The sequence below is a fragment of the Blautia sp. BCRC 81119 genome (genome assembly GCF_003184505.1).
Lineage (GTDB): Bacteria > Bacillota > Clostridia > Lachnospirales > Lachnospiraceae > Blautia_A > Blautia_A fusiformis.
The window spans coordinates 38298-59102 of sequence record NZ_QJHD01000024.1 but is presented as its reverse complement, the minus strand read 5'-3'; the positions used below and the strand labels follow the sequence as shown (position 1 = coordinate 59102).

Here is a 20805-nt window from a genome sequence, read left to right as displayed (position 1 = left end):
ATGAAGTGGTGTAACTTTTTCAATAAGATTTCGCTGATACTTCAGGCTCTGGGCTGTGCAGTCCTGTACTTTGTGATCGAGGCCATATGCAGGCACTCGTTCACAGAGGCGTGGACCTACATGACCACAAAGCCGCTTGTATTTGCTTATAATGCAGCGTTTATCTTTACGACGATGCTGATTGTTTATCTCTTCCGAAAGAGAATTTTCTGGCGTATCTTTGTGGGCAGCTTATGGCTGTTTCTGGGAATCGTAAACGGTGTGCTTCTTCTCAATCGTGTCACACCGTTTACAGGACCGGATGTGAAGAATCTGACAGATGGTCTCAGTATTGCAAAAAAATATCTGACCCATACCCAGATGACCATAGGTGCAGTTCTTCTGGGAATTGCGGTTCTGATCCTTCTGATCATCCTGATAAGGTCGCCGAAGTACAGAGGCAAGCTGAAATATAAGGTGAATATTCCACTGGTCCTGGTTGGGGTTCTTGCATTTGGAGGAATCACACAGCTTGCTCTGGAAAAAAGAGTTCTTTCCAATTATTTTGGAAATATTGCCATAGCTTATGAGGATTACGGATATCCTTACTGTCTGGCAACGACGATCTTTAATACCGGAATCAGTGCTCCGAGAGATTATTCCAAAAGCGAGATCAAAAGGATCGAGAAGTCGGAAGAAAATCTTCCGGAAACGAAAGAAGGCAGTCATCCGAATATTCTGTTTTTACAGCTGGAGTCCTTTTTTGATCCTACGCTGGTAAATTATCTGGAGCTGTCAGAAGATCCTATTCCGAATTTCAGAAAGCTGATGAAGGAGTATTCCTCCGGATATTATAAGGTACCTTCCGTAGGAGCCGGAACCGCAAATACTGAGTTTGAATCCATTACCGGAATGAGCCTTCATTATTTTGGACCGGGAGAGTATCCTTACAAGAGTATCCTTAAGGAAACTACATGTGAGAGCGCACCGTATATTCTGAAGAATTTGGGCTATACTGCTCATGCAGTACATAATAATGAGGCGAATTTCTACGGAAGAAGAAGTATTTTTCCGAATCTGGGATTTGATACCTTCACTTCGGCAGAGTATATGAAGGATGAAAACCAGAAGAACTCGTTGGGCTGGACCAAGGACAGTGTCCTCACCGATGAGATCGTCAAGTGTCTGGATTCTACAGAAGGGCCTGATTATGTATATACTATTTCCGTACAGGGACATGGAGATTATCCTTCAGAACCGGTACTGGAAAATCCGGAGATCACAGTTTCCGGGGCACCTACTGACGAGCTGAATAATAAGTGGGAGTATTATGTAAATCAGATCCATGAGATGGATAATTTTGTCAAAGAGCTGACTGACAGGCTTGCAGATTATCCGGAGGATGTGGTACTGGTCATGTATGGTGATCATCTGCCGACCATGGGACTGACCGTGGAGGATGTGGAGAATAAATATCTGTTCCAGACAGAGTATGTGATGTGGGATAATTTCGGACTTAAGAAAAAGAAAGAAAATCTTGCGGCATACCAGATGGCAGCAGAGGTTATGGATCGTGTAGGTATCCATGAGGGAAATGTTTTCAAGTATCATCAGGCAAGAAGAAACACCAAAAATTATCAGGTGGATCTGGAGACCCTGCAGTACGATCTTCTCTACGGAAAGCAGTATACATATGACGGAGCGAATCTTTTTGAGCGGACAAAGATGCGTATGGGAATCTATGATACCACGCTGGATTCCATTCAGGTTGTGTCTGAGACGGATCACACCTATTATATCCAGGGGACAAACTTTACGCCGTCCAGCCAGGTGAAGATCAACGGAGAATGGTACGATACGGTTTACGTGAATCCTACCAAGCTGATCATTACCGGAAAGGAACTGGATGATTTTGACCGGCTCTCGGTAGTGCAGCGAAGCAACAGTTCCACAAGAAAGGCCATGACAAAGAGCCATGACCGGGCGGTTTATGCGCTGCTCGCTGACAGCAAGTGGAAGCTTGACAGTGAAAAGAGCAGTTCTGATACAGGGTCAATGGAGGAAACGGATACAGCGTCAGAAACGGAATCCACAGAAGATTCCGGTGAAGAAAACAGTACAGACAACCAGTAAATGGCATAGAAAAGATACTCCGATACAAAAAATGTCGGATAAAATATTACGATTAGGACTGGACATCTTCCACCACTATTATATAATGGTATCGTAACGAACAGGAGGGGAGAAGCTTTTCTCCCCAAAAGTTCTTTACGAATACATTATAGATAAGTGATGGTTTTTTTTATGAATTACGAAGAAGCAGTTGCGTATATTGAAGATATACCGAGATTTACTACTAAGAACAGCCTGGACCATACCAGAGAATGCTTAAGAAGACTTGGAGATCCGCAGAGGAAATTCCGTGTGATCCATGTGGCAGGAACCAACGGAAAGGGAAGTACCTGTGCTTTTATCACATCGGTCCTTCGGGAAGCAGGATATTCCTGCGGACTTTTTACATCTCCTCATCTGGTGGAGATCAACGAGCGTTTTCAGATCAACGAGGAAGTGATCAATGACGATACTTTCCTTCGTGCTTTTGAAAAAGTTAAAAAGCTTTCCGATGAGCTGGTTGCGGAGGGAAGCTATCATCCCACCTATTTTGAGACACTCCTTCTGATGGGAATGGTGATCTTTGCAGAAGCCGGCGTGGATTATGTAACACTGGAGACCGGTCTTGGCGGACGTCTGGATGCAACCACTGCTGTGGAGGATCCGGCAGCCTGTGTGATCACATCCATCAGCCTCGATCATATGCAGTATCTTGGAAATACAGTTTCCGAGATCGCAGGAGAGAAGGCAGGGATCATGGTGCCGGGTGTTCCGGTGATCTACGATGGAAATGATCCGGATGCGGCCGTAGTGATGCGTGAGCATGCAGAGAAGCTGGGATGTCCATATTATGAGCTGAAACGGGAAGACACAGAGATCCATAAGATCACAAAGGACGGAATCCGATTTTCTCTTAAGGACGAGACATATGGCGATACCGTATTTGATATACCGTTTATCGCCCGTTATCAGGTTATGAATGCAGCTCTTGCGGTGAAAACCATTCAGGTACTGGAAGATCAGATTCCGGTATCTCTGGAGGCTCTGAAGGCTGGTATGGCAAAAACACGCTGGCAGGGAAGGATGGAAACGGTTCTTCCGGGTGTGATCGTGGATGGCGCACATAACGAAGACGGTGTTGAGAAGTTTGTAGAGACAGCAGAACATTTTCAGAAGGAATTTCCTCTGACTCTGCTGTTTTCCGCAGTGGATGACAAGGACTATACGGATATGATCCGCACGATCTGTAGCAGGATCCGTTTTCGACATGTGATCGTCACACAGGTAGGTGGATACCGTAAAGTTCCGGTAGAAGAGCTTGCGGAGATCTTCCGTGAAGACGGAGTACCGGAAGTGGAAGCAATAGAGGATGTTCCAGCAGCTTTTGAACGGGCAGTAAAGGAAAAAGGTGAGGATGGAATGCTGTTCTGTGTAGGATCCCTTTATCTGGTCGGTGAGATCAAGGCTGTGATCAGGAGGAAAAAATTATGATCGATTACGAAGAGGAACTGAAGAAATTTGAACCATGTCTGGATGTGGCAGATGTAGAAGGTGTCATTTATGACCGGGAGATCACAGATATCATGGATGTACTCCAGGAGATGCTGCGTGAGGTCAAGAGCAACAGACGTGTAAGATAAGGAGAAGTGGATGAACTGCATAAACTGTGGAGCGTTCCTGACGGATACAGATCTGGATTATTGTCCGCACTGTGGAGCCAATGTACTGATCCAGAAGAAGGTGGATTATCTTTCCAAGCTTTATTATAATCAGGGGCTGGAAAAAGCCAGCATCCGGGATCTGTCCGGGGCGATCAGCTGTCTGAAGCAAAGTCTTGCCTATGACAAACGGAATATCCGTGCAAGAAATCTTCTTGGTCTTGTATATTTTGAGACCGGTGAGGTGGTTGCCGCACTGAGTGAGTGGGTCATCAGCAAGAATATCCAGAAGAACCGAAATCTGGCTTCAGAATATATTGCCAGGCTTCAGGCAAACCAGAACAAACTGGAAACAATCAACGAAAGCATCAAGAAATATAACAATGCCCTCGCCATGTGCAGGGAAGGCCATGAGGATATGGCGGCCATCCGCCTGAAAAAGATCCTGTCCCAGAATCCCAAGCTGATCAAGGGGTATCATCTTCTTGCTCTGATCCAGATGAAGAATCAGGAGTGGAATAAGGCGAGAAGAACCCTGAAAAAAGCAGCCAGGATCGACAAGACCAATACCACCACACTTCGTTTCCTGCGTGAAGTTGACGAGCAGACGGGTGTTACCACAAAGATGGAAAAACGGCGTAAGGGCTTGTTTGGAAATGAAAAAAATGAGAATGATAATATTTCAGGAGAAATCGTTGTAAGGCCGTCGTCTTATAAAGAAAGATCAAAGATATCACTTTTCTTTACCACGGTACTTGGATTTGCGGCAGGGGCGGCAGCATTCTGGCTCCTTGTACTGCCGGCTGTGAAACAGGATATTTACAGGCAGGCCAATCAGCAGATCATACAGTACAGTGATTCTCTTTCCAGCCAGAGCGTGGAGCTTACCAAAGCTCAGGGAGAAGCTGCCCAGTCCAGTGATACGGCAGATGCAGTTGCCAAGCAGGCAGAGGAAGAGCAGAAACGCAGTCAGAGCTATGAGGCTTTGTTTAATGCATATACTGCCATGCAGCAGGAGGATCTGGATACAGCGGCGCTGGAACTCCAGAAGGTATATGTGGATACACTGTCAGATTCTGCAAAGGGAATTTACAGTACTATCAGCGGAAAGACCGGTGTAAGCGGGATTGAGAGCGGAGCTTCTGACGGAACGTCCAGTGTTGACAGCAGCACAGATGGAACAGCTGAAGCTGGAGCGGATGCCGCAGCTTCGGCGGGAGAAGATGCACAGAGCTCTGACGGAGATTCCGGAGAAGACAGCAGCTACAGTGACGGAGGATATGAGGATTCCTCTTACGATGGAGGTTATACAGAATAAAAAATATCATAACTCATACAGAGGAGAAACCTCGGATAAGGGGAATGTGCGTTGGCGCATTCCTCTTTTTTTACCCTTTGGTCATGAGAAATGGAATAAAAAATCAAAAATGGGGGAATGATAGAATGACATCAGGTTTTGAAAAATCCGGAACCGTGCTGACTGTACATCTTCCGGCGGAACTGGATCATCCGGCTTCTGATGAGATTCGGAGAGATTCAGACCGAATTATTGGACATAACTATATAAAAAATATGATTTTTGATTTCTCAGAGACCGTTTTTATGGACAGTTCCGGGATCGGTCTGCTGATGGGTAGGTACCGGGCACTTGGCATGAGGGGGAAATGTGTGCAGGTTGTCAATGTGAACAGTCATATTGCAAAGCTTCTGCGGCTATCCGGAGTGGGAAAATATATTGAAATCTGTGGAATTAAAAAATCGGCAGGTGAACAGGAGGGTGTTTATGATGGAAAACACAAATGAAATGACGATCATTTTTGACAGCAGACCGGTAAATGAAGCACTGGCAAGAGTTGCTGTGGCTTCATTCTGCACACAGCTGAATCCTACGCTGGAGGAAATTTCGGATCTGAAGACCGCAGTATCGGAGGCAGTGACCAACTGCATCATACACGGGTATGAAGGGGAGATACATAAGATTCGGGTAGAATGTCGTCTCCGGGGGCAGGAGCTTCAGGTAGATGTGACAGATCACGGAGCCGGGATCCCGGATATCAAAAAAGCCATGGAGCCTCTGTTTACCACAAAGGCTGATAAAGACCGCTCCGGTATGGGGTTTACATTCATGGAGGCGTTTATGGATGAGCTTCAGGTGGAATCGGAGGTTGGCCGTGGAACTACAGTGCACATGAAAAAGATCATCAGGAGGTAACTATGGATCGTACTCTTGTCCTCATCGGGCGTGCACACCAGGGGGATAAAGCGGCAAGAGATCTTTTGTTTGAGGAAAATACAGGACTGATATACAGTGTGGCAAAGCGTTTTCTGGGACGAGGGGTGGAGATGGAGGATCTGTTCCAGATCGGTAGCATCGGACTTCTGAAAGCTGTGGATAAGTTTGACATGTCCTATGATGTGAAATTTTCCACCTATGCCGTTCCCATGATCATCGGAGAGATCAAACGTTATCTCAGGGACGACGGGATACTGAAGGTAAGCCGTTCTCTGAAGGAAAACCACTACAGGATCTATCAGGTGAGAGAAGCACTGACACGCCGGCTGGAGCGGGAACCTACGACGGGAGAAATGGCAGAGGAAATGGGAATTTCCATAGAAGAACTGGTAATGACCATGGAATCCGGTGCAGAAGTGGAATCTCTTCACAAAACGATCTATCAGGGTGAGGGAACGGAGATTTCTCTGATGGACAAGCTTCCGGAAAAAGAAAACCGGCAGGAAAAAGTACTGGACAGGATTTTTCTGGAAGAGATACTGGGGACTCTGGAGGCAAAGGAGCGGAGGTTGATCTATATGCGGTATTTTCAGAACATGACCCAGATGGAGATCGCCCATGAGCTTGGCGTATCCCAGGTACAGGTATCCAGAATGGAAAAGAGGATCCTGCGCAGTCTGCAGGAATCCGCAGAGAAAAAATAAAAGAGAGCCATGAGAAATGCTGCTGTTTTCTCATGGCTCCTTTTTGTGGGCAGCAGATTTAGTCAGACTGCTGCTTTTTTATGAAAAAGTACATTTTTGTATTTGGAAAGTGCTCCAAGAAGGATCATACCGATCACACCGGCTGAGATAAATTCGCCGGCTCCTACTGTGAGCATCATAAACGGGATAGGAAGGTTAATGCCATATCCGTAACGAAGCACAAGAGGAACGATCACAATGTTGGAAACGATCGGCGGGATCGGGGCTGTCCATTTGCCTGTATTGCGAAGCTTGTAGGTAAAGAATGCACCGATAAGTGTGGCAATACTTCCGAAAATGATGTCAACTGGAATCGCACCGCCAAGAAGATTGGCAATGATACATCCCACGAACAGTCCCGGGATGGCAGCCGGTGTGAAGAACGGAAGCACGGTCAGCGCCTCGGAAAACCGGATCTGAACTTCACCGAAGCTAAGTGGCGCGAATACCAGTGTCAGGACAACATATACAGCTGCAATGGCAGCTCCCTGTACCAGAAAATGAGTACCTTTGTTTTTCATGTTTTTTATTCTCCTTTAGTTTTGTTTTACGAGTGGAAGGTCACGAACACTCGGCACATTTATAGGCGGTGACCGCCTTGTAAGCCCTGTACGACCTTGGTTTTTGCGGGCTTTTGCAGCGAAACTGAGTATAGCATAAGGGGCGTGGAAATGCAAGGTACGATCCTGACTATTTGATAACCCTGGCCTGTGTGGACAGACCCTGGCTCTGAAACAGCTTTTTGTAAGAGGAAAGTCTGCTTGCCGGAACCTTTACAGTCAGTTTTTTGTAATTATTCTGACCTGCTCTTGTGAAGATATATTTACCTGAGCTTTTGGAAGTAAGACGTCCTGTCTGTATGGTGACAGAGGTAAGGGCCTTACAGTCACAGAAAGCTTTTGTGCCGATCGCAGAAACTCGGGAACCGATTTTTACAGTACGAAGACTTGTGCATCCCTGGAAGGCTCCGGCACCTATGCTTGTGATATTTCCTGAAATCGTTACCTGTTTCAGGTTTTTACAGTTTTTGAAGGCATTGGCTGCAATGGCTGTGACTTTGTAGGTTTTTCCGTTAGCTTTGACAGTGGCCGGAATCTTTGCAGTGACAGTATTGCGTGAACGTGGTCCCTTCAGTGCTACGGAAGTCCCGGTGGTATTGACTGTGTAGACATTATAAGCATCCCGGAATGTTTTTGAAGTCTGTGGCTTTGGTGTGGCTGCAGGAGTGATCTGGAAATTTAAGGTGATGGTTCCGTAGAAATGGTTATCACCGATGAGCTTCAGGGTAGCAGTTCCTGCTTTTTTATTGTTCTGGTATGTCACATGATAATCATTGATGCCAGAAAGCTTTGCTTTTCCAAGAGTTACGGTTGGAACGGGCTTTATGTCAGAGCCTGTATAGGTATATGTTTTTTGGATCCCTGTTACAGCTGCATCGGAAATATTGCATGCATAGCTGATATTGTTTTTCTTGGCATACGTAACTGCGTAAGAGCCGTACGGAGCATGGATCTTGCAAAAATATGCATGAGAGCTGTCAGACCAGTAATAGCCGCACCACACAGCATCCGTTCCAATGCTTTTAACGGTATCAGGTATGTTGATCCTGGATAGCTTGTTACAGTAGGCGAAAGCTTCTTTTCCGATCTTTGTGACCCCTTTCTGGATGTCCACTTCTTTCAGCTCAGGAAGATAAACAAAGGCCCTTTCGGAAATACTTGTGATCCCGGGCTTTATTATTACCTTTCTGATCTGGTTTTTGATAGCTTTCCAGGAGGAATCGCTGGAGAAGGAAAACCAGCTTTTTGTTGAAGAGACCGGGTATCGGTTGTTTTCCTCTGTGGAAATAGAAAGTGGTCCGTAGCCGGAGATCGTAAGGATACCGTTTTTGAAATTCCAGGTTGCGTTGTCACCTGCGATATGGTAAGTTTTTTTGTCAGCTTTTCCGTTGTCGGAATTAATGGAATAAAAGTTCAAGGTGTTGGAGTTTGAAGCATAATAAACGACCCTGGAATCCTTTACCACAGGCTGACAGTCAGAAATCGGAGCAGCTGTTGTAAACTCTTTGCTGAGGCTCTTTCCCTTTCCGTCCACAAAAAGATAATGAAGGGTGCTGGAAGAGAGCGGATCATTAGCGGAAGAGTTTTTCTTGTTATCGTCGGAGACGTATTCTTCCCAGGAAATCATAAAACGGTTGTCATTTATTTTGGTGATCTTTACGCCCGCAAAGCTTTTTCCTCCGCCTGTAAAGTTGGTAAGCTTCCTGGTAGTGGTTGCTTTTTCGGAAAAGTCAGACATTGGTGTGACGGACAGATAAAGGTTATGAGGCGTGTTTTCAGATACCTTATCATATTTGGACTGATCGATGGAAGTGCCAACGCATAATACACTGTCAGAGGAAACAGCCATGCCGTCAACGCTTGCGTAGCAGGCCAGTGCCCACACAGAAGTATGTGAGCCTCCGTATGGCAAAAGCTCTATGGTGGTGCAGTCAAGTGTAGTGCTGTCGTATCTGGAAAGCTTTGTACATCGTGAACCCTCACTCTGCTCCAGTACGTAGAGATAAGAATCTTGTGATTTGATATACTGTGCAAAGGAATGCCACAGATCGCAGGAAACGATCTTTCCTTTCATGGTTGCCTGGTCGATCTCGGCCATAAGGAAGCCCTGATGTCCCTGACCGACAGAGGAATCCACATATCCTTCGTGACCGGTAACAACATAGAGCTTGCCGTTGCTTTCTGTCATTTCCACACAGCCATAGTCAAAGGGCGTGCGGACCTCACCGCCAAAAAGCTCCGGGTTACTGGTAATTGCTGCTGCACCGTTCCGGTTCCAGTTTGTATCGTAGCGGATAACGCGGATGACCTCAGCGGAATCGTTTTCTTTGTTGTTTGTCTGGCCTTCTACCAGATAATATCCGTCAGATCCGGCATAAAAGCCACCCCACAGTGGAAGCTCCATGTTGATCTTGCGCTTGCTTCTGATCTTCAGATCATTATCGTAATATTCAACGCCGACAGAATTTTTCTGGTGGAAGACCCTCATGTATCCGCCGGAAACAGGAATAAGATCAGAGGTACGGCGTAACCTGACATTGAGATTGTCCTGTGCGGTTGGCGTAAGAGAGCCTGCCCGGGCTGTCTGTGGAAACAGGATCAGACAGAAGCAAAGACAGCAGAACAGAAATAGCAGAGATGTTAATTCTTTTAGCTTTTTCATAAGTTTCTCCTTTGTATGTGTTTTTAGATGATCTCCTGTTTAGATTATAATTCATGGGACAGAATTTACAATACAAAATCGGGAGTTATGGAACTTTCGATCCTCAGGATTTCTGTAAATTCTGTTCACAAAAACATCTTGAGGAAATACTGCCGGTGGGCAGTAACATCAGCAGCAGGAACCTTATGGAAACAGGGGCTTTTTTCTTGACAGCTTTTTGTGATATTGATAAAATATATTTCAGTATATAGGTTAAAGGGGCATTGGTTTTGATCTAAATCGATGTCTCTTTATTTTATGTATCACACACATTACACCAGGGAGGTAGAAAGATGTTAAAAGTATGGATCGCAGGTGCCAACGGACAGATCGGACGGGCACTGAATGATGTTCTGGATCCAATGCAGATCGAGACTCTGAACACAGATCTTGATGAGCTGGATATCACAGACACAGATGAAGTGATCAACTTCGGTTCCATTAACCGTCCGGATGTGATCATCAACTGCACCGGTATCACAGATACCGATGAGTGTGAGAAGAATCCGGAACATGCATACCGTGTCAACGCACTGGGAGCCAGAAACTTAAGCATCGTGGCAAGAAAATGCGGGGCAAAGATCGTCCAGCTTTCCACAGATGATGTTTTCGACGGAAAGAGCAAAAAACCGTATACAGAGTTTGACGATACCAATCCGCTGACTGTTTACGGCCGTTCCAAGAGAGCCGGAGAGAACTATGTAAAAGAGTTTACACACAAACATTTCATTATCCGAAGCAACTGGGTATACGGAAAAGGCGGAAACAATTTTGTAAACCGTGTGCTGGAGACAGCAGAAAAAGGCCAGGCGCTTTCCGTTGCTTCGGATCAGTTCGGATCACCGACCAGCGCCAAGGATCTGGCAAGAATGATCCTGTATCTTATCGATACCAACGAATATGGAACTTATCACGTAACCTGCAGCGGTGTATGCAACCGTTATGAGTTTGCAACCGAGATCCTTCGCCTTGCAGGAAAGGAGATCGAACTGAGATCCGTGCCGACAGAGCAGTCAGATCTTTCTTCTGTCAGACCGCCATATGCTGTCCTTGATAATTTTATCCTCCGTATTATTGAAGTGTATGACATGCCGGACTGGAAAGCATCGCTGAAAGAATATATGGATGAAAGAGCGGAGGACTAGAATGAAAGAGAAAAATATAAAAGAGAAAACACAGCAGAAAAAGAAAATGGGCCTTACCACGAAGATCTTTGTGGCGCTGATCGCAGGTGCAATACTGGGAATCATTCTCTGTTACCTGGTTCCTGACAGCAGCTTCAAGAAAGATGTGATCGTGGAGGGAATCCTTTATGTGATCGGACAGGGATTTATCCGTCTGATGAAAATGCTGGTTGTACCGTTGGTATTCTGTTCCCTTGTCTGCGGAAGTATGTCCATCGGTGATACCAAGAAGCTTGGAACCGTAGGTGTGAGAACACTGGTATTTTATCTGGCGACTACAGCTCTGGCTGTTTCGGTTGCTCTGACGGTAGGTAATCTGATCAATCCGGGTGTGGGACTTGATATGAGCTCTATTCAGTCCTCCGCTTCCTCTGTGGAGACTATGGAGGCGACCTCTCTTACGGATACCATCCTGAATATCATTCCGGATAATCCGATCAATTCCCTGGCAAGCGGAACCATGCTTCAGGTTATCGTATTTGCCCTGATCGTGGGTGTGATCCTTGCGAAAATGGGAGAGCGCGCAGAGACAGTAGCGAACTTTTTAAGCCAGTTCAATGACATCATGATGGAGATGACCATGATGATCATGGCACTTGCACCGATCGGTGTATTCTGCCTTATCAGCAGAACCTTTGCAAACATCGGTTTCAGCGCATTTATCCCGCTGGCAAAATATATGATCGGTGTTCTCCTTGCACTGGCAATCCAGTGCTTCGGCGTATACCAGATCCTGCTGAAGATCTTCACAGGACTGAATCCGATAAAATTCATCAAGAAATTTTTCCCGGTTATGGCATTTGCATTCTCAACAGCTACATCCAATGCCACGATCCCGATGTCCATTGATACCCTGTCCAAGAAAGTGGGTGTTTCCAAGAAGATTTCTTCATTTACCATTCCTCTTGGAGCTACTATCAATATGGACGGTACCTCTATCATGCAGGGTGTTGCCGTAGTATTTGCGGCACAGGCCTTCGGTATCCACTTAAGTCCGATGGATTATCTGACAGTTATCGGAACTGCAACCCTTGCTTCCGTAGGAACTGCCGGTGTACCAAGTGTTGGTCTTGTTACCCTGACCATGGTATTTAATTCTGTAGGACTTCCGGTTGAGGCAATTGGTCTGATCATGGGTATTGACCGTATCCTGGATATGACCAGAACAGCGGTTAACATTACCGGTGATGCAGTCTGCACAACCATCGTTGCACACCAGAACCGTGCACTGGATAAAAACGTGTTCAACGAATCAAACTAAATATCCGGTTCAAAAAAAGATCCGACCCTGTCGGGTGAGAAAAAACGAAAAACGGCTGTACATATCGTAAGAGCGATATGTGCGGCCGTTTTTTTACTGGATCAGGTAAGTCCCCTGCTTATTCTTGTTCCAGAACACCCATGACAGAGGGCAGTTCCAGCTGCTGATAGGTGTGAAGGATCTTTTCCAGCTCAAAGATAGCAGGGGTAAGAAACTTATTCTTGTGATAGACCAGCTTGAATTTCCGGTTCCATTCCCCTGCTTCGTTGCAGAAGACCCGGACTGAACGGTGACGGATCTCATGATGCATAAGACGGATGGACATAACAGAGAGCATCTGGTTATACAGCACTGCGTTCAGCAGTGCCTGCGGACTGTTGGCTTCCCAGGCAGTCCGGATCTTCAGATCATGGCGAAGGGTGTAATCTTCAAAAAGCTGTCTGGTACCGCTTCCATATTCCCGGACTGCAAATTTCTGGTTGTTCAGCTCCTGGTCATGGATGCGTCCTCTGCGGTAAAACGGATGCTTTTTTCCGGCGGCAAGGACCAGACAGTCGTCGATGATGGGAAGAACGACAAGGTCCGGGGAATGGATCTCACCTTCTACCACAGCAGCGTCCAGCTCAGAACGCAGAAGCTTCTGTTCGATATTTTGCGTGTTGGTGACAAAGGAGTAAACGTCAAGGTCCGGGATTCTTTTCTGCAGATCCAGGATAATGGATGGGGTCAGGCAGGTTCCCACAGTGAGGGTGGAGCCAAGCTTCAGGGTGGAAGACTGTCCCTGGTTCTGCATCAGCTCTTCCAGCTGCTGAAACTGGCGGATCATTTCACGGGCATGGGGAAGAAGAAGCTTTCCCCGTTCTGTGAGATAAAGCTTTTTCCCAAGACGTTCAAAGAGAAGGCCGTTATAATGAGCTTCCAGCTCACGGATGGCCTGACTGACTGTTGGCTGGGAAAGATAAAGATGTTTGGCAGCAGCACTCATGGAGCCCTGTTCCGCAACGGCCGCAAAAACAGTGAGATGGCGGATGGTCATATGGAATCTCCTTTTATTGTAAATTGGTATATAGGTAAAACCTATCATTTTTATAAAATAATATCATTTCTCAAATACATCTTCAAGTGGTATAGTAGGAAGTACGTGAAAACGATTTCAACATTGCAAAATACAGGGCAACGATACCATGGGAAAGTATCGGAATGCCGGTGAGACCAGGAGGAGGAAATATGTCAGCATTAACTGTAAGCAAAGAGGAAGAGAAAAGACTGAAGGGGCAGGGGTTTTTAAATAACCGGGGAACCGATGAATTTTCTGCACGGGTGATCACTGTAAACGGAAAGGTGACAGCGGCACAGCACAGATGTATGGCGGAAGCAGCAGAGAAATTTGGCAACGGAAATCTTACCTACACGACCAGGCTCTCCGTGGAGATCCAGGGAATCCCCTACGAAAAGATCGAAGAGTTTCAGGAATTTATTGCGAAGGAAGGTCTGGAGACAGGAGGAACAGGAGCAAAGGTCCGACCGGTAGTATCCTGCAAGGGAACCACCTGTCAGTATGGACTTCTGGATTCCTATGCAATTTCAGAAGAGATTTTCCGGAGATTCTATAAAGGCTACCGTCAGGTTGCACTGCCGCATAAATTTAAGATCGCAGTAGGCGGATGCCCGAATAACTGTGTGAAACCAAATCTGAATGATGTGGGGATCATCGGACAGAGGATTCCGCACTTTGACAGCGAGGCATGCAAGGGCTGCAAAAAATGTGCCATTGAAGCTGCATGTCCAAACAAAGTGGCGAAAGTCGTTGACGGGAAACTGCACATTGATGAGGAGCTTTGCAGACACTGCGGAAGGTGTGTGGGAAAATGTCCATTCCATTCCATCCCGGACGGTACCTACGGATTCAAGATCTATATCGGTGGACGCTGGGGAAAGAAAATTTCTCATGGAAAGGCCCTGAACCGGATCTTTACGTCAGAGGAAGAGGCACTGGATGTTATTGAGAAGGCAATCCTGCTTTTTAAGGACCAGGGATTAAAGGGAGAACGTTTTGCCGAGACTATAGAACGAATTGGATTCGAAAATGCAGAAAAACAATTATTGGAAAAAAATCTTCTGGAAAGAAAAATGGAAATTTTGTCCAAATAGAGATATAAAAAAACTTCCTATTATATAATCTGTCTGAAACTGAAAAAATGCGAACAATAATATAAAAAAAATTTATTTCATTTATATAAAATTTTATTATATCACAATATTAACAAAAAACTAAGTGAAAATTCTATTTGAAATATGCAAAATAATGTGATAAAGTATTAACAATACATGAACGGAGGTAAAAAGAGTGGAAAACTACATGTATTTGGTGCCGGTGGCAGCAGTACTGGCACTTTTGTTCGCAGCATACCTTGCAGCGAAGGTCAGCAAGCAGGATGCAGGAACAGACAGAATGAAGGAGATCGCAGGTGCGATCGCAGAAGGTGCCCGCGCCTTCTTAACAGCAGAGTACAAGATCCTGGTTATTTTTGTAGCCGTACTTTTTGTACTGATCGGAATCGGAGTTGGAAGCTGGGTAACAGCAATCTGCTTCGTAGTAGGTGCTCTGTTTTCAACAATCGCAGGATACTGCGGTATGACCGTTGCAACAAAGGCTAATGTAAGAACAGCAAATGCAGCAAAAGAGGGAGGAATGAACAAGGCTCTTTCCATTGCATTCTCCGGCGGTGCTGTTATGGGTATGTGTGTTGCAGGTCTTGGTGCACTGGGTGTCAGCGTTGTGTATATCATCACAAAGAACGTTGACGTACTTTCCGGATTCAGCCTTGGTGCTTCTTCCATCGCACTGTTTGCACGTGTTGGTGGTGGAATCTATACAAAGGCAGCTGACGTAGGAGCTGACCTTGTAGGTAAGGTTGAGGCAGGAATCCCGGAGGATGACCCTCGTAACCCGGCTGTTATCGCGGATAACGTAGGTGATAACGTAGGTGATGTTGCCGGTATGGGTGCAGACCTTTTTGAGTCCTATGTAGGATCTCTGGTATCTGCCCTTACACTTGGTGCGGTAGCCGGAGCAGTTTCCGGTGTTCTCTATCCGCTGGCTATTGCAGGCTGTGGACTGATCGCATCCATCATTGCAACATTCTTTGTAAAAGGTGATGATAATTCCAATCCGCAGAAAGCCCTCACAAGAGGAAGCTATGTATCTGCAGCACTTGTTATCATCGTGTCCCTGATCCTCAGCAAGACTCTCTTCGGAGACATGAAGGCAGCCATCGCTGTGATCGCAGGTCTTGTTGTCGGTGTCATCATCGGAAACATTACAGAGTATTACACATCTGCAGATTATAAACCGGTTCAGGGAATCGGCGAGCAGTCTGAGACAGGTGCAGCTACAACTATCATCAGTGGTATCGCAGTAGGTATGAAATCTACAGCATTCCCGATCCTGCTGATCTGTGTTGGTATTTTTGTAGCATACGGTGTGGATGGATTATACGGAATCGCTCTTGCAGCAGTTGGTATGCTTTCCACAACAGGAATCACAGTTGCCGTTGACGCGTATGGACCCATCGCTGACAATGCCGGTGGTATTGCAGAGATGTCAGGTCTGGATGAGTCAGTTCGTGAGATCACAGATAAGCTTGATTCTGTAGGTAACACAACAGCAGCTATGGGTAAAGGCTTTGCAATCGGTTCCGCAGCTCTTACAGCGCTTGCTCTGTTTGTATCTTATGCGAATGCAGTAAATCTGGATGCGATCAATATCCTTGCTCCTCGTGTTACGATCGGTATCTTTATCGGTGGTATGCTTACATTCCTCTTCTCGGCCTTCACAATGGAATCCGTTTCCAAGGCTGCTTACAAGATGATCGAGGAAGTAAGACGCCAGTTCCGTGAGAAACCGGGTATCATGAAGGGAACTGAGAAACCGGATTACAAATCATGCGTTGCGATCTCCACAACAGCAGCTCTTCACGAGATGATGCTTCCTGGAATCATGGCGGTCGTTGTTCCGGTTATCGTAGGTGTTGTTCTTGGCGTTGAGGCTCTTGGAGGACTTCTTTCCGGTGCTCTTGTAACAGGTGTACTGATGGCGATCTTCATGTCCAACGCAGGTGGTGCATGGGATAATGCAAAAAAATACATCGAGACAGGTCATCATGGCGGAAAAGGCAGCGAGGCGCACAAAGCAGCCGTTGTCGGCGATACAGTCGGCGATCCGTTCAAAGATACATCAGGGCCTTCCATTAACATCCTGATCAAGCTTATGACTATTGTATCACTGGTATTTGCTCCTCTGTTCTTATCCATCGGAGGACTTCTGTAAATATCATTTCAGAAAAAAAGTAAACCCATATTATATAAAAAAAGCTCTTTGCAGAGAAATCTGCAGGGAGCTTTTTTTGTGCGACAGGCGGCGGAATTGTACGGATATGAGAGTGGACTCTGGTTATGAGTCAGTTTCTGGATTTTCTGTTCGTGCAGCCTGTTCGATCAGTGTCCGGTTTACATCATCCTCATAGGTCCGCATCTGCACCTGCATAGGTGTAGGATCATCGCTTAGCTTCAGATGCCCGAAATGATTAAAGAAGATCAGTACGCCGAGGCCGATCCCGATGGAGTAGGAAATCTCCAGGATGGTAAAGCCGGAGGAACTTTTTCCCGTAACAAGAGTGTAAAACTGGCTAAAAAGGCTGCCCATATCTACGTCATTATTAAAGGTCATAATGGAAAAAGCGGCGCCGAAAAAGGAAACCAGGCATACAAAAAGGATTTTTACATACCGGAAAAGCTTCCCCTTAGCGGTGCTGATGCGGTAGGTGATGATAAAATCCGTTTCACCGATGGGAGAAATATCAATGGAGGGTTCCAGCTTCCGGATCTTTTTCAGAAGATCTGAGACAGACATCACATAGCGTCCGGGCTTTTCCGCATCCAGAACAATTACAGGCATGACCCGCAGGCGATTGAGGATTTTGGGATCACTCATGGAAAGTGCAGCAATATCCTGAAGATATACATGTGGGGTGGTGACTTCAATGTTCTGATCCAGCTGCAGATAAAGAGTATCACTCATGAGAAAAACTCCTTTCCCGAAATATTATTTCTTCATTTTTGGACGGAAGAAGAGACTGGCCAGATAAGAGAAGATCAGGGCGGAGGAAACTCCGGCAGCACAGGCAGTGAAGCCTCCTGTAAAAAGCCCAAGGATGCCGTCTTCTTCAATGGCTTTTTTCATACCCTCCCATAATACATGTCCGAAACCGATCAGCGGGACGGAGGCCCCGGCACCTGCAAAATCCACCAGCGGCCGGTAGACGCCAACGGCACTTAACAGGGCGCCGCTGCATACCAGAAGTACCATCACACGGCCAGGCATCAGCTTTGTCTTGTCCAGAAGGATCTGGATCAGGGCACAGACAAGGCCGCCGAACCAGAATGCGTTAAAGTAATCCATGCTCATACCTCCATATGCTCGATGACAACTCCGTGGGCAATACCCGGAATACTGTCACCTTCATTAAAGCTTACTTTGGAAAGAAGCGCTCCTGTTGGTACAAAAAGGATCCGCTTCCATTCTCCGGATACAATCTTCGGAAGGATATAGGAGGCAAGGACTACAGCAGAACAGCCGCAGCCGCTTCCTCCTGCGTGAGTGTCCTGAGAAGGATCGTCATAGATCAGGATACCGCAGTCTTTATGAATGGGAGAAAGCCGGATATTTTGTTCCTCCAGAAGATCCAGGAGAATTTTCTGCCCGATGATCCCCAGATCCCCGGTAAAGACGGCATCATAATCCGAAGGCGTCCGCCCGAAATCTGAAAAGCTCCGTGCAATGGTATCACAGGCTGCAGGAGCCATACAGCCTCCCATGTTCATGGAATCCCTGAGACCGTAATCCATCACACGGCCGGCAGTAAGGCCGGTGATAGCAGCACAGCCTTTGCCGGAGCGCAGAGGTGCTTTTTCTCCGGGAGGAGATGTACTTAGGATACAGGCACCGCTTCCGGTTACTGTCCAGGTGGCAGAAAACGGCCGCTGGTTCCCGTATCCCAGAGGAAAACGAAATTCTTTTTCCGCACTTGCGAAATGGCTGGAGGTGGCACATAAGACCCGTGTGCCGAATCCGGCGGTCAGAGCAAGGGAGCCGAGAGACAGCGCTTCCCCTATGGTAGAGCAGGCGCCGTAAAGTCCGTAAAAGGGAATTCCAAGTCCGGCGGAGCCGAAACAGGTGGCTGATGTCTGAGCGAGAAGATCTCCGGCGAACATCAGATGGATATCTTCGGAGCTCAGTCCGGCTTTGCTTATGGCCTGAGTGGCAGTTTCTTTCTGCAGTGTGCTTTCCGCAGATTCCCAGGTGTCACAGCCAAACATGGGATCTTCACAGACCAGGTCAAAAAGATCTCCAAGAGGACCGTCCGCCTCTTTCTGACTGACGATGGATGCGGCACTTTCGATATACAAAGGCTGTGAAAATGCAATGCTGGCTGCGCCAAGTCTGAGATTTTTGCTCATGATATCACCTCCAGGATCTTCAGGATATAATAGATCACACCCAGTCCCCAGGCACTTAAGATGCCGTAGAGGATCACAGGACCTGCAATAGTAAAGATCTTGCACCCTATGCCGAAAACCTGTCCTTCTGCTCGGAACTCAATGGCGGATGCAGCCACTGAGTTGGCGAATCCGGTAATGGGAACAAGACTTCCTGCACCGCCGAATTTGCCGATTTTGGGATAAATACCAAAGCCCGTGAGAAGGACGCTTAAGAGAATGAGAAGGACAGAACACCAGGTTCTGGAATCGGAAGCATCTGCACCGAGAGCCTGTGCTGTGTTTAAGATAACCTGTCCAAGAAGACAGATCAGTCCGCCTGTGAGAAAAGCTTTTGCCATATTCAGCGGCAGACTGTGGGTGGGAGTAAGCTGCTTGACGTATTGTTCATATTTTTTTTCGTTGATATTTTGCATATGGAAAATCCTTTCGTGAGATGGTAGAGTGACAGTAAGAATTACATCCAGCTCATGGCATAATAAAACAGGGAGCCCAGGGCTTTTCCGGCAGCAATGGAAATTATTACCGGAGAAAGCCCCTGAGAGAGCTTCAGCCGTCTGGCAAAGACGGGAAAGACTTTTGCAATCTCTGCCAGTGCAAGGATCCAGCCGCCCAGGAAAATTCCGAAAAATACTCCGCAGACAGCCAGGAAAAAAGGCCCCAGCGGAATTCTGATCGGAAACAGGGTGACGACGGTTCCGGCAACTGTTCCCAGAAGTGTCAGATCTTCATAAAGAAAAATCTGGTCAGCTGTATGCGTGATACCTGCATAGCGGGGAACAATGGAAAGGCCGATCAGCAGTCCGGAGACACCTCCTGCAACGATGATCCCGGCACAGAAACCGATAAAGCACAGAATCAGCTGTTGAAGCATGGACAGAACCTCCTTGTGGGATTGTATGGGAATAGTATGAGAAAATATAAATTTTTTATGCGAAAATCTTAAAAAACAAGAATATCTGTACATTTACGGACAGAGATAGTATAATAAAAAAGAATATAGACAGCGGCGGACAGGCGCTGTCTTTCTCAATCAAAAGAAAAAACAGTGTCAGGAGGACGGATATGCAGGATGCTTTTTCACGTATGGAATTGCTCGTTGGAAATACAGGTGTAAAAAAACTCAGCAGGGCGAAAATTGCAGTATTCGGTCTTGGCGGAGCCGGATCACAGGTGGCAGAGTCACTTGCGCGCTGCGGTGTGGGGAGTCTGACACTGATCGATCATGAAAAGATCACATTGACGAATATCGGAAGCCAGGTGCTGGCACTTCATTCTACTCTGGGAATGAGCAAGGTAGAGGCGGCCAAGAAGAGAATCCGGGATATTGATGAGAATATTTTGGTGCATACCTACGAAACCTTTTATAATGAGGAGACTGCGGGAATGTTTGAATTACGTTCCTTTGATTATATTGTGGATACAATGGGAACACTGTCGTCAAAACTGCTTCTGATCAGCAGAGCAAGGGAGGGACGTGTGCCTGTGATCTCCTGCCTGGACATCGGGGACAAGATAGACCCGTCTAGACTTGAGGTTGCGGATATCAGCAGGACCACAGTATGCCCGGCGGCCAGGATCATAAAAAAAGAACTACGTAAACAGGGAATACGTAAACTCAAAGTACTGTATTCCAGAGAACAACCGGCAAAAGAAAAGCTTTTCAGACGGAGAAGAACTATGGTGAAGAAGCCTGCCGAAGGAAATATTTCCTTTGTGACAGGGACTGCGGGATATCTGCTGGCGGGAGAAGTTGTGCGGGATATACTGTCAGCCGGAAACGCTTCACACAGCTGACAGCAAATGAGAAATTGAG

At 46.5% G+C, this 20805-nt stretch carries 20 protein-coding genes; 12 read left to right on the top strand and 8 right to left on the bottom strand.

What is annotated here, in order from left to right; all coding sequences use genetic code 11:
• From DMI82_RS14270 to DMI82_RS14245, 7 genes are all read left to right on the top strand, one after another.
• Window positions 1–2112 (top strand): LTA synthase family protein, encoded by a 2112-nt coding sequence (locus DMI82_RS14270; RefSeq protein ID WP_110103651.1) that lies wholly within the window; start codon window positions 1–3, stop codon window positions 2110–2112.
• 171 nt (window positions 2113–2283) lie between these two features.
• A complete protein-coding gene (locus tag DMI82_RS14265) occupies window positions 2284–3582 on the top strand; it encodes a bifunctional folylpolyglutamate synthase/dihydrofolate synthase (RefSeq protein ID WP_110103650.1) in 1299 nt (432 codons plus the stop codon).
• Window positions 3579–3731, top strand: coding sequence for a hypothetical protein (locus tag DMI82_RS20105; RefSeq protein ID WP_015526890.1), 153 nt, complete (start codon window positions 3579–3581; stop codon window positions 3729–3731). Before DMI82_RS14265 ends, DMI82_RS20105 begins: the two co-directional genes overlap by 4 nt.
• Before the next feature lie 10 nt (window positions 3732–3741).
• Complete coding sequence (locus DMI82_RS14260) at window positions 3742–5067, top strand: hypothetical protein (RefSeq protein ID WP_110103649.1); 1326 nt, start codon at window positions 3742–3744, stop codon at window positions 5065–5067.
• 125 nt (window positions 5068–5192) lie between these two features.
• The gene (locus DMI82_RS14255) at window positions 5193–5552 is read left to right on the top strand and encodes an anti-sigma factor antagonist (RefSeq protein WP_044961012.1); all 360 of its coding nucleotides are present in this window, start codon (window positions 5193–5195) and stop codon (window positions 5550–5552) included.
• On the top strand, window positions 5536–5961 hold the full coding sequence (gene spoIIAB, locus DMI82_RS14250; protein WP_015526893.1) for an anti-sigma F factor: 426 nt from the start codon (window positions 5536–5538) through the stop codon (window positions 5959–5961). Before DMI82_RS14255 ends, spoIIAB begins: the two co-directional genes overlap by 17 nt.
• Before the next feature lie 2 nt (window positions 5962–5963).
• Entirely contained in the window at window positions 5964–6686 is a 723-nt protein-coding gene (locus tag DMI82_RS14245) for a SigF/SigG family RNA polymerase sporulation sigma factor (protein WP_021650746.1), read from the top strand.
• 62 nt (window positions 6687–6748) lie between these two features.
• On the opposite strand, the gene DMI82_RS14240 is transcribed toward DMI82_RS14245, so the two are convergent.
• Window positions 6749–7246 (bottom strand): QueT transporter family protein, encoded by a 498-nt coding sequence (locus tag DMI82_RS14240; RefSeq protein ID WP_015526895.1) that lies wholly within the window; start codon window positions 7244–7246, stop codon window positions 6749–6751.
• 169 nt (window positions 7247–7415) lie between these two features.
• A complete protein-coding gene (locus tag DMI82_RS14235) occupies window positions 7416–9947 on the bottom strand; it encodes a leucine-rich repeat domain-containing protein (RefSeq protein ID WP_110103648.1) in 2532 nt (843 codons plus the stop codon).
• 332 nt (window positions 9948–10279) lie between these two features.
• Here DMI82_RS14235 and rfbD point away from each other — a divergent pair, with 332 nt between their 5' ends.
• Both rfbD and DMI82_RS14225 read left to right on the top strand, forming a co-directional pair.
• Complete coding sequence (gene rfbD / locus DMI82_RS14230; protein ID WP_015526899.1) at window positions 10280–11131, top strand: dTDP-4-dehydrorhamnose reductase; 852 nt, start codon at window positions 10280–10282, stop codon at window positions 11129–11131.
• 1 nt (window position 11132) lies between these two features.
• Window positions 11133–12431 (top strand): dicarboxylate/amino acid:cation symporter, encoded by a 1299-nt coding sequence (locus DMI82_RS14225; protein ID WP_110103647.1) that lies wholly within the window; start codon window positions 11133–11135, stop codon window positions 12429–12431.
• Between the two features lie 118 nt (window positions 12432–12549).
• On the opposite strand, the gene DMI82_RS14220 is transcribed toward DMI82_RS14225, so the two are convergent.
• Window positions 12550–13467: a LysR family transcriptional regulator gene (locus DMI82_RS14220; protein WP_110103646.1), complete on the bottom strand. Its 918-nt coding sequence runs from the start codon at window positions 13465–13467 to the stop codon at window positions 12550–12552.
• 191 nt (window positions 13468–13658) lie between these two features.
• Between DMI82_RS14220 and DMI82_RS14215 the strand changes: the two genes are divergently transcribed.
• Together DMI82_RS14215 and DMI82_RS14210 are read left to right on the top strand one after the other, a co-directional pair.
• The gene (locus DMI82_RS14215; protein WP_021977051.1) at window positions 13659–14582 is read left to right on the top strand and encodes a 4Fe-4S binding protein; all 924 of its coding nucleotides are present in this window, start codon (window positions 13659–13661) and stop codon (window positions 14580–14582) included.
• Window positions 14583–14778: 196 nt separating this feature from the next.
• Window positions 14779–16761 carry a sodium-translocating pyrophosphatase gene (locus DMI82_RS14210; RefSeq protein WP_044961021.1) on the top strand — a complete coding sequence of 661 codons (1983 nt, stop codon included), beginning with the start codon at window positions 14779–14781 and terminating at the stop codon, window positions 16759–16761.
• Window positions 16762–16884: 123 nt separating this feature from the next.
• Here the strand turns inward: DMI82_RS14210 and DMI82_RS14205 are convergent, their stop codons facing one another.
• Genes DMI82_RS14205 through DMI82_RS14185 form a run of 5 tightly spaced genes read right to left on the bottom strand, consistent with a single transcriptional unit; the run spans window position 16885 to window position 19863 of the window.
• On the bottom strand, window positions 16885–17511 hold the full coding sequence (locus DMI82_RS14205; RefSeq protein ID WP_110103645.1) for a stage V sporulation protein AA: 627 nt from the start codon (window positions 17509–17511) through the stop codon (window positions 16885–16887).
• A gap of 24 nt (window positions 17512–17535) precedes the next feature.
• Complete coding sequence (locus tag DMI82_RS14200; RefSeq protein ID WP_059085334.1) at window positions 17536–17892, bottom strand: SpoVA/SpoVAEb family sporulation membrane protein; 357 nt, start codon at window positions 17890–17892, stop codon at window positions 17536–17538.
• Between the two features lie 2 nt (window positions 17893–17894).
• A complete protein-coding gene (locus tag DMI82_RS14195; protein ID WP_110103644.1) occupies window positions 17895–18950 on the bottom strand; it encodes a stage V sporulation protein AD in 1056 nt (351 codons plus the stop codon).
• Window positions 18947–19405 carry a SpoVA/SpoVAEb family sporulation membrane protein gene (locus tag DMI82_RS14190; RefSeq protein WP_059085336.1) on the bottom strand — a complete coding sequence of 153 codons (459 nt, stop codon included), beginning with the start codon at window positions 19403–19405 and terminating at the stop codon, window positions 18947–18949. Before DMI82_RS14190 ends, DMI82_RS14195 begins: the two co-directional genes overlap by 4 nt.
• A gap of 41 nt (window positions 19406–19446) precedes the next feature.
• The gene (locus DMI82_RS14185; protein WP_015526908.1) at window positions 19447–19863 is read right to left on the bottom strand and encodes a stage V sporulation protein AB; all 417 of its coding nucleotides are present in this window, start codon (window positions 19861–19863) and stop codon (window positions 19447–19449) included.
• A gap of 191 nt (window positions 19864–20054) precedes the next feature.
• Here DMI82_RS14185 and DMI82_RS14180 point away from each other — a divergent pair, with 191 nt between their 5' ends.
• Window positions 20055–20786, top strand: a complete 732-nt coding sequence (locus DMI82_RS14180; protein WP_110103643.1) for a tRNA threonylcarbamoyladenosine dehydratase — start codon at window positions 20055–20057, stop codon at window positions 20784–20786.
• The last annotated feature ends 19 nt before the right edge of the window (window positions 20787–20805 follow it).

What these genes read in the sequence shown, in the direction of transcription:
- DMI82_RS14270 (WP_110103651.1), top strand. Translation starts at nt 1, where the DNA reads ATGAAGTGGTGTAACTTTTTCAATAAGATTTCGCTGATACTTCAGGCT.
- DMI82_RS14265 (WP_110103650.1), top strand. Translation starts at nt 2,284, where the DNA reads ATGAATTACGAAGAAGCAGTTGCGTATATTGAAGATATACCGAGATTT.
- DMI82_RS20105 (WP_015526890.1), top strand. Translation starts at nt 3,579, where the DNA reads ATGATCGATTACGAAGAGGAACTGAAGAAATTTGAACCATGTCTGGAT.
- DMI82_RS14260 (WP_110103649.1), top strand. Translation starts at nt 3,742, where the DNA reads ATGAACTGCATAAACTGTGGAGCGTTCCTGACGGATACAGATCTGGAT.
- DMI82_RS14255 (WP_044961012.1), top strand. Translation starts at nt 5,193, where the DNA reads ATGACATCAGGTTTTGAAAAATCCGGAACCGTGCTGACTGTACATCTT.
- spoIIAB (WP_015526893.1), top strand. Translation starts at nt 5,536, where the DNA reads ATGGAAAACACAAATGAAATGACGATCATTTTTGACAGCAGACCGGTA.
- DMI82_RS14245 (WP_021650746.1), top strand. Translation starts at nt 5,964, where the DNA reads ATGGATCGTACTCTTGTCCTCATCGGGCGTGCACACCAGGGGGATAAA.
- DMI82_RS14240 (WP_015526895.1), bottom strand. Translation starts at nt 7,246, where the DNA reads ATGAAAAACAAAGGTACTCATTTTCTGGTACAGGGAGCTGCCATTGCA.
- DMI82_RS14235 (WP_110103648.1), bottom strand. Translation starts at nt 9,947, where the DNA reads ATGAAAAAGCTAAAAGAATTAACATCTCTGCTATTTCTGTTCTGCTGT.
- rfbD (WP_015526899.1), top strand. Translation starts at nt 10,280, where the DNA reads ATGTTAAAAGTATGGATCGCAGGTGCCAACGGACAGATCGGACGGGCA.
- DMI82_RS14225 (WP_110103647.1), top strand. Translation starts at nt 11,133, where the DNA reads ATGAAAGAGAAAAATATAAAAGAGAAAACACAGCAGAAAAAGAAAATG.
- DMI82_RS14220 (WP_110103646.1), bottom strand. Translation starts at nt 13,467, where the DNA reads ATGACCATCCGCCATCTCACTGTTTTTGCGGCCGTTGCGGAACAGGGC.
- DMI82_RS14215 (WP_021977051.1), top strand. Translation starts at nt 13,659, where the DNA reads ATGTCAGCATTAACTGTAAGCAAAGAGGAAGAGAAAAGACTGAAGGGG.
- DMI82_RS14205 (WP_110103645.1), bottom strand. Translation starts at nt 17,511, where the DNA reads ATGAGTGATACTCTTTATCTGCAGCTGGATCAGAACATTGAAGTCACC.
- DMI82_RS14200 (WP_059085334.1), bottom strand. Translation starts at nt 17,892, where the DNA reads ATGGATTACTTTAACGCATTCTGGTTCGGCGGCCTTGTCTGTGCCCTG.
- DMI82_RS14195 (WP_110103644.1), bottom strand. Translation starts at nt 18,950, where the DNA reads ATGAGCAAAAATCTCAGACTTGGCGCAGCCAGCATTGCATTTTCACAG.
- DMI82_RS14190 (WP_059085336.1), bottom strand. Translation starts at nt 19,405, where the DNA reads ATGCAAAATATCAACGAAAAAAAATATGAACAATACGTCAAGCAGCTT.
- DMI82_RS14185 (WP_015526908.1), bottom strand. Translation starts at nt 19,863, where the DNA reads ATGCTTCAACAGCTGATTCTGTGCTTTATCGGTTTCTGTGCCGGGATC.
- DMI82_RS14180 (WP_110103643.1), top strand. Translation starts at nt 20,055, where the DNA reads ATGCAGGATGCTTTTTCACGTATGGAATTGCTCGTTGGAAATACAGGT.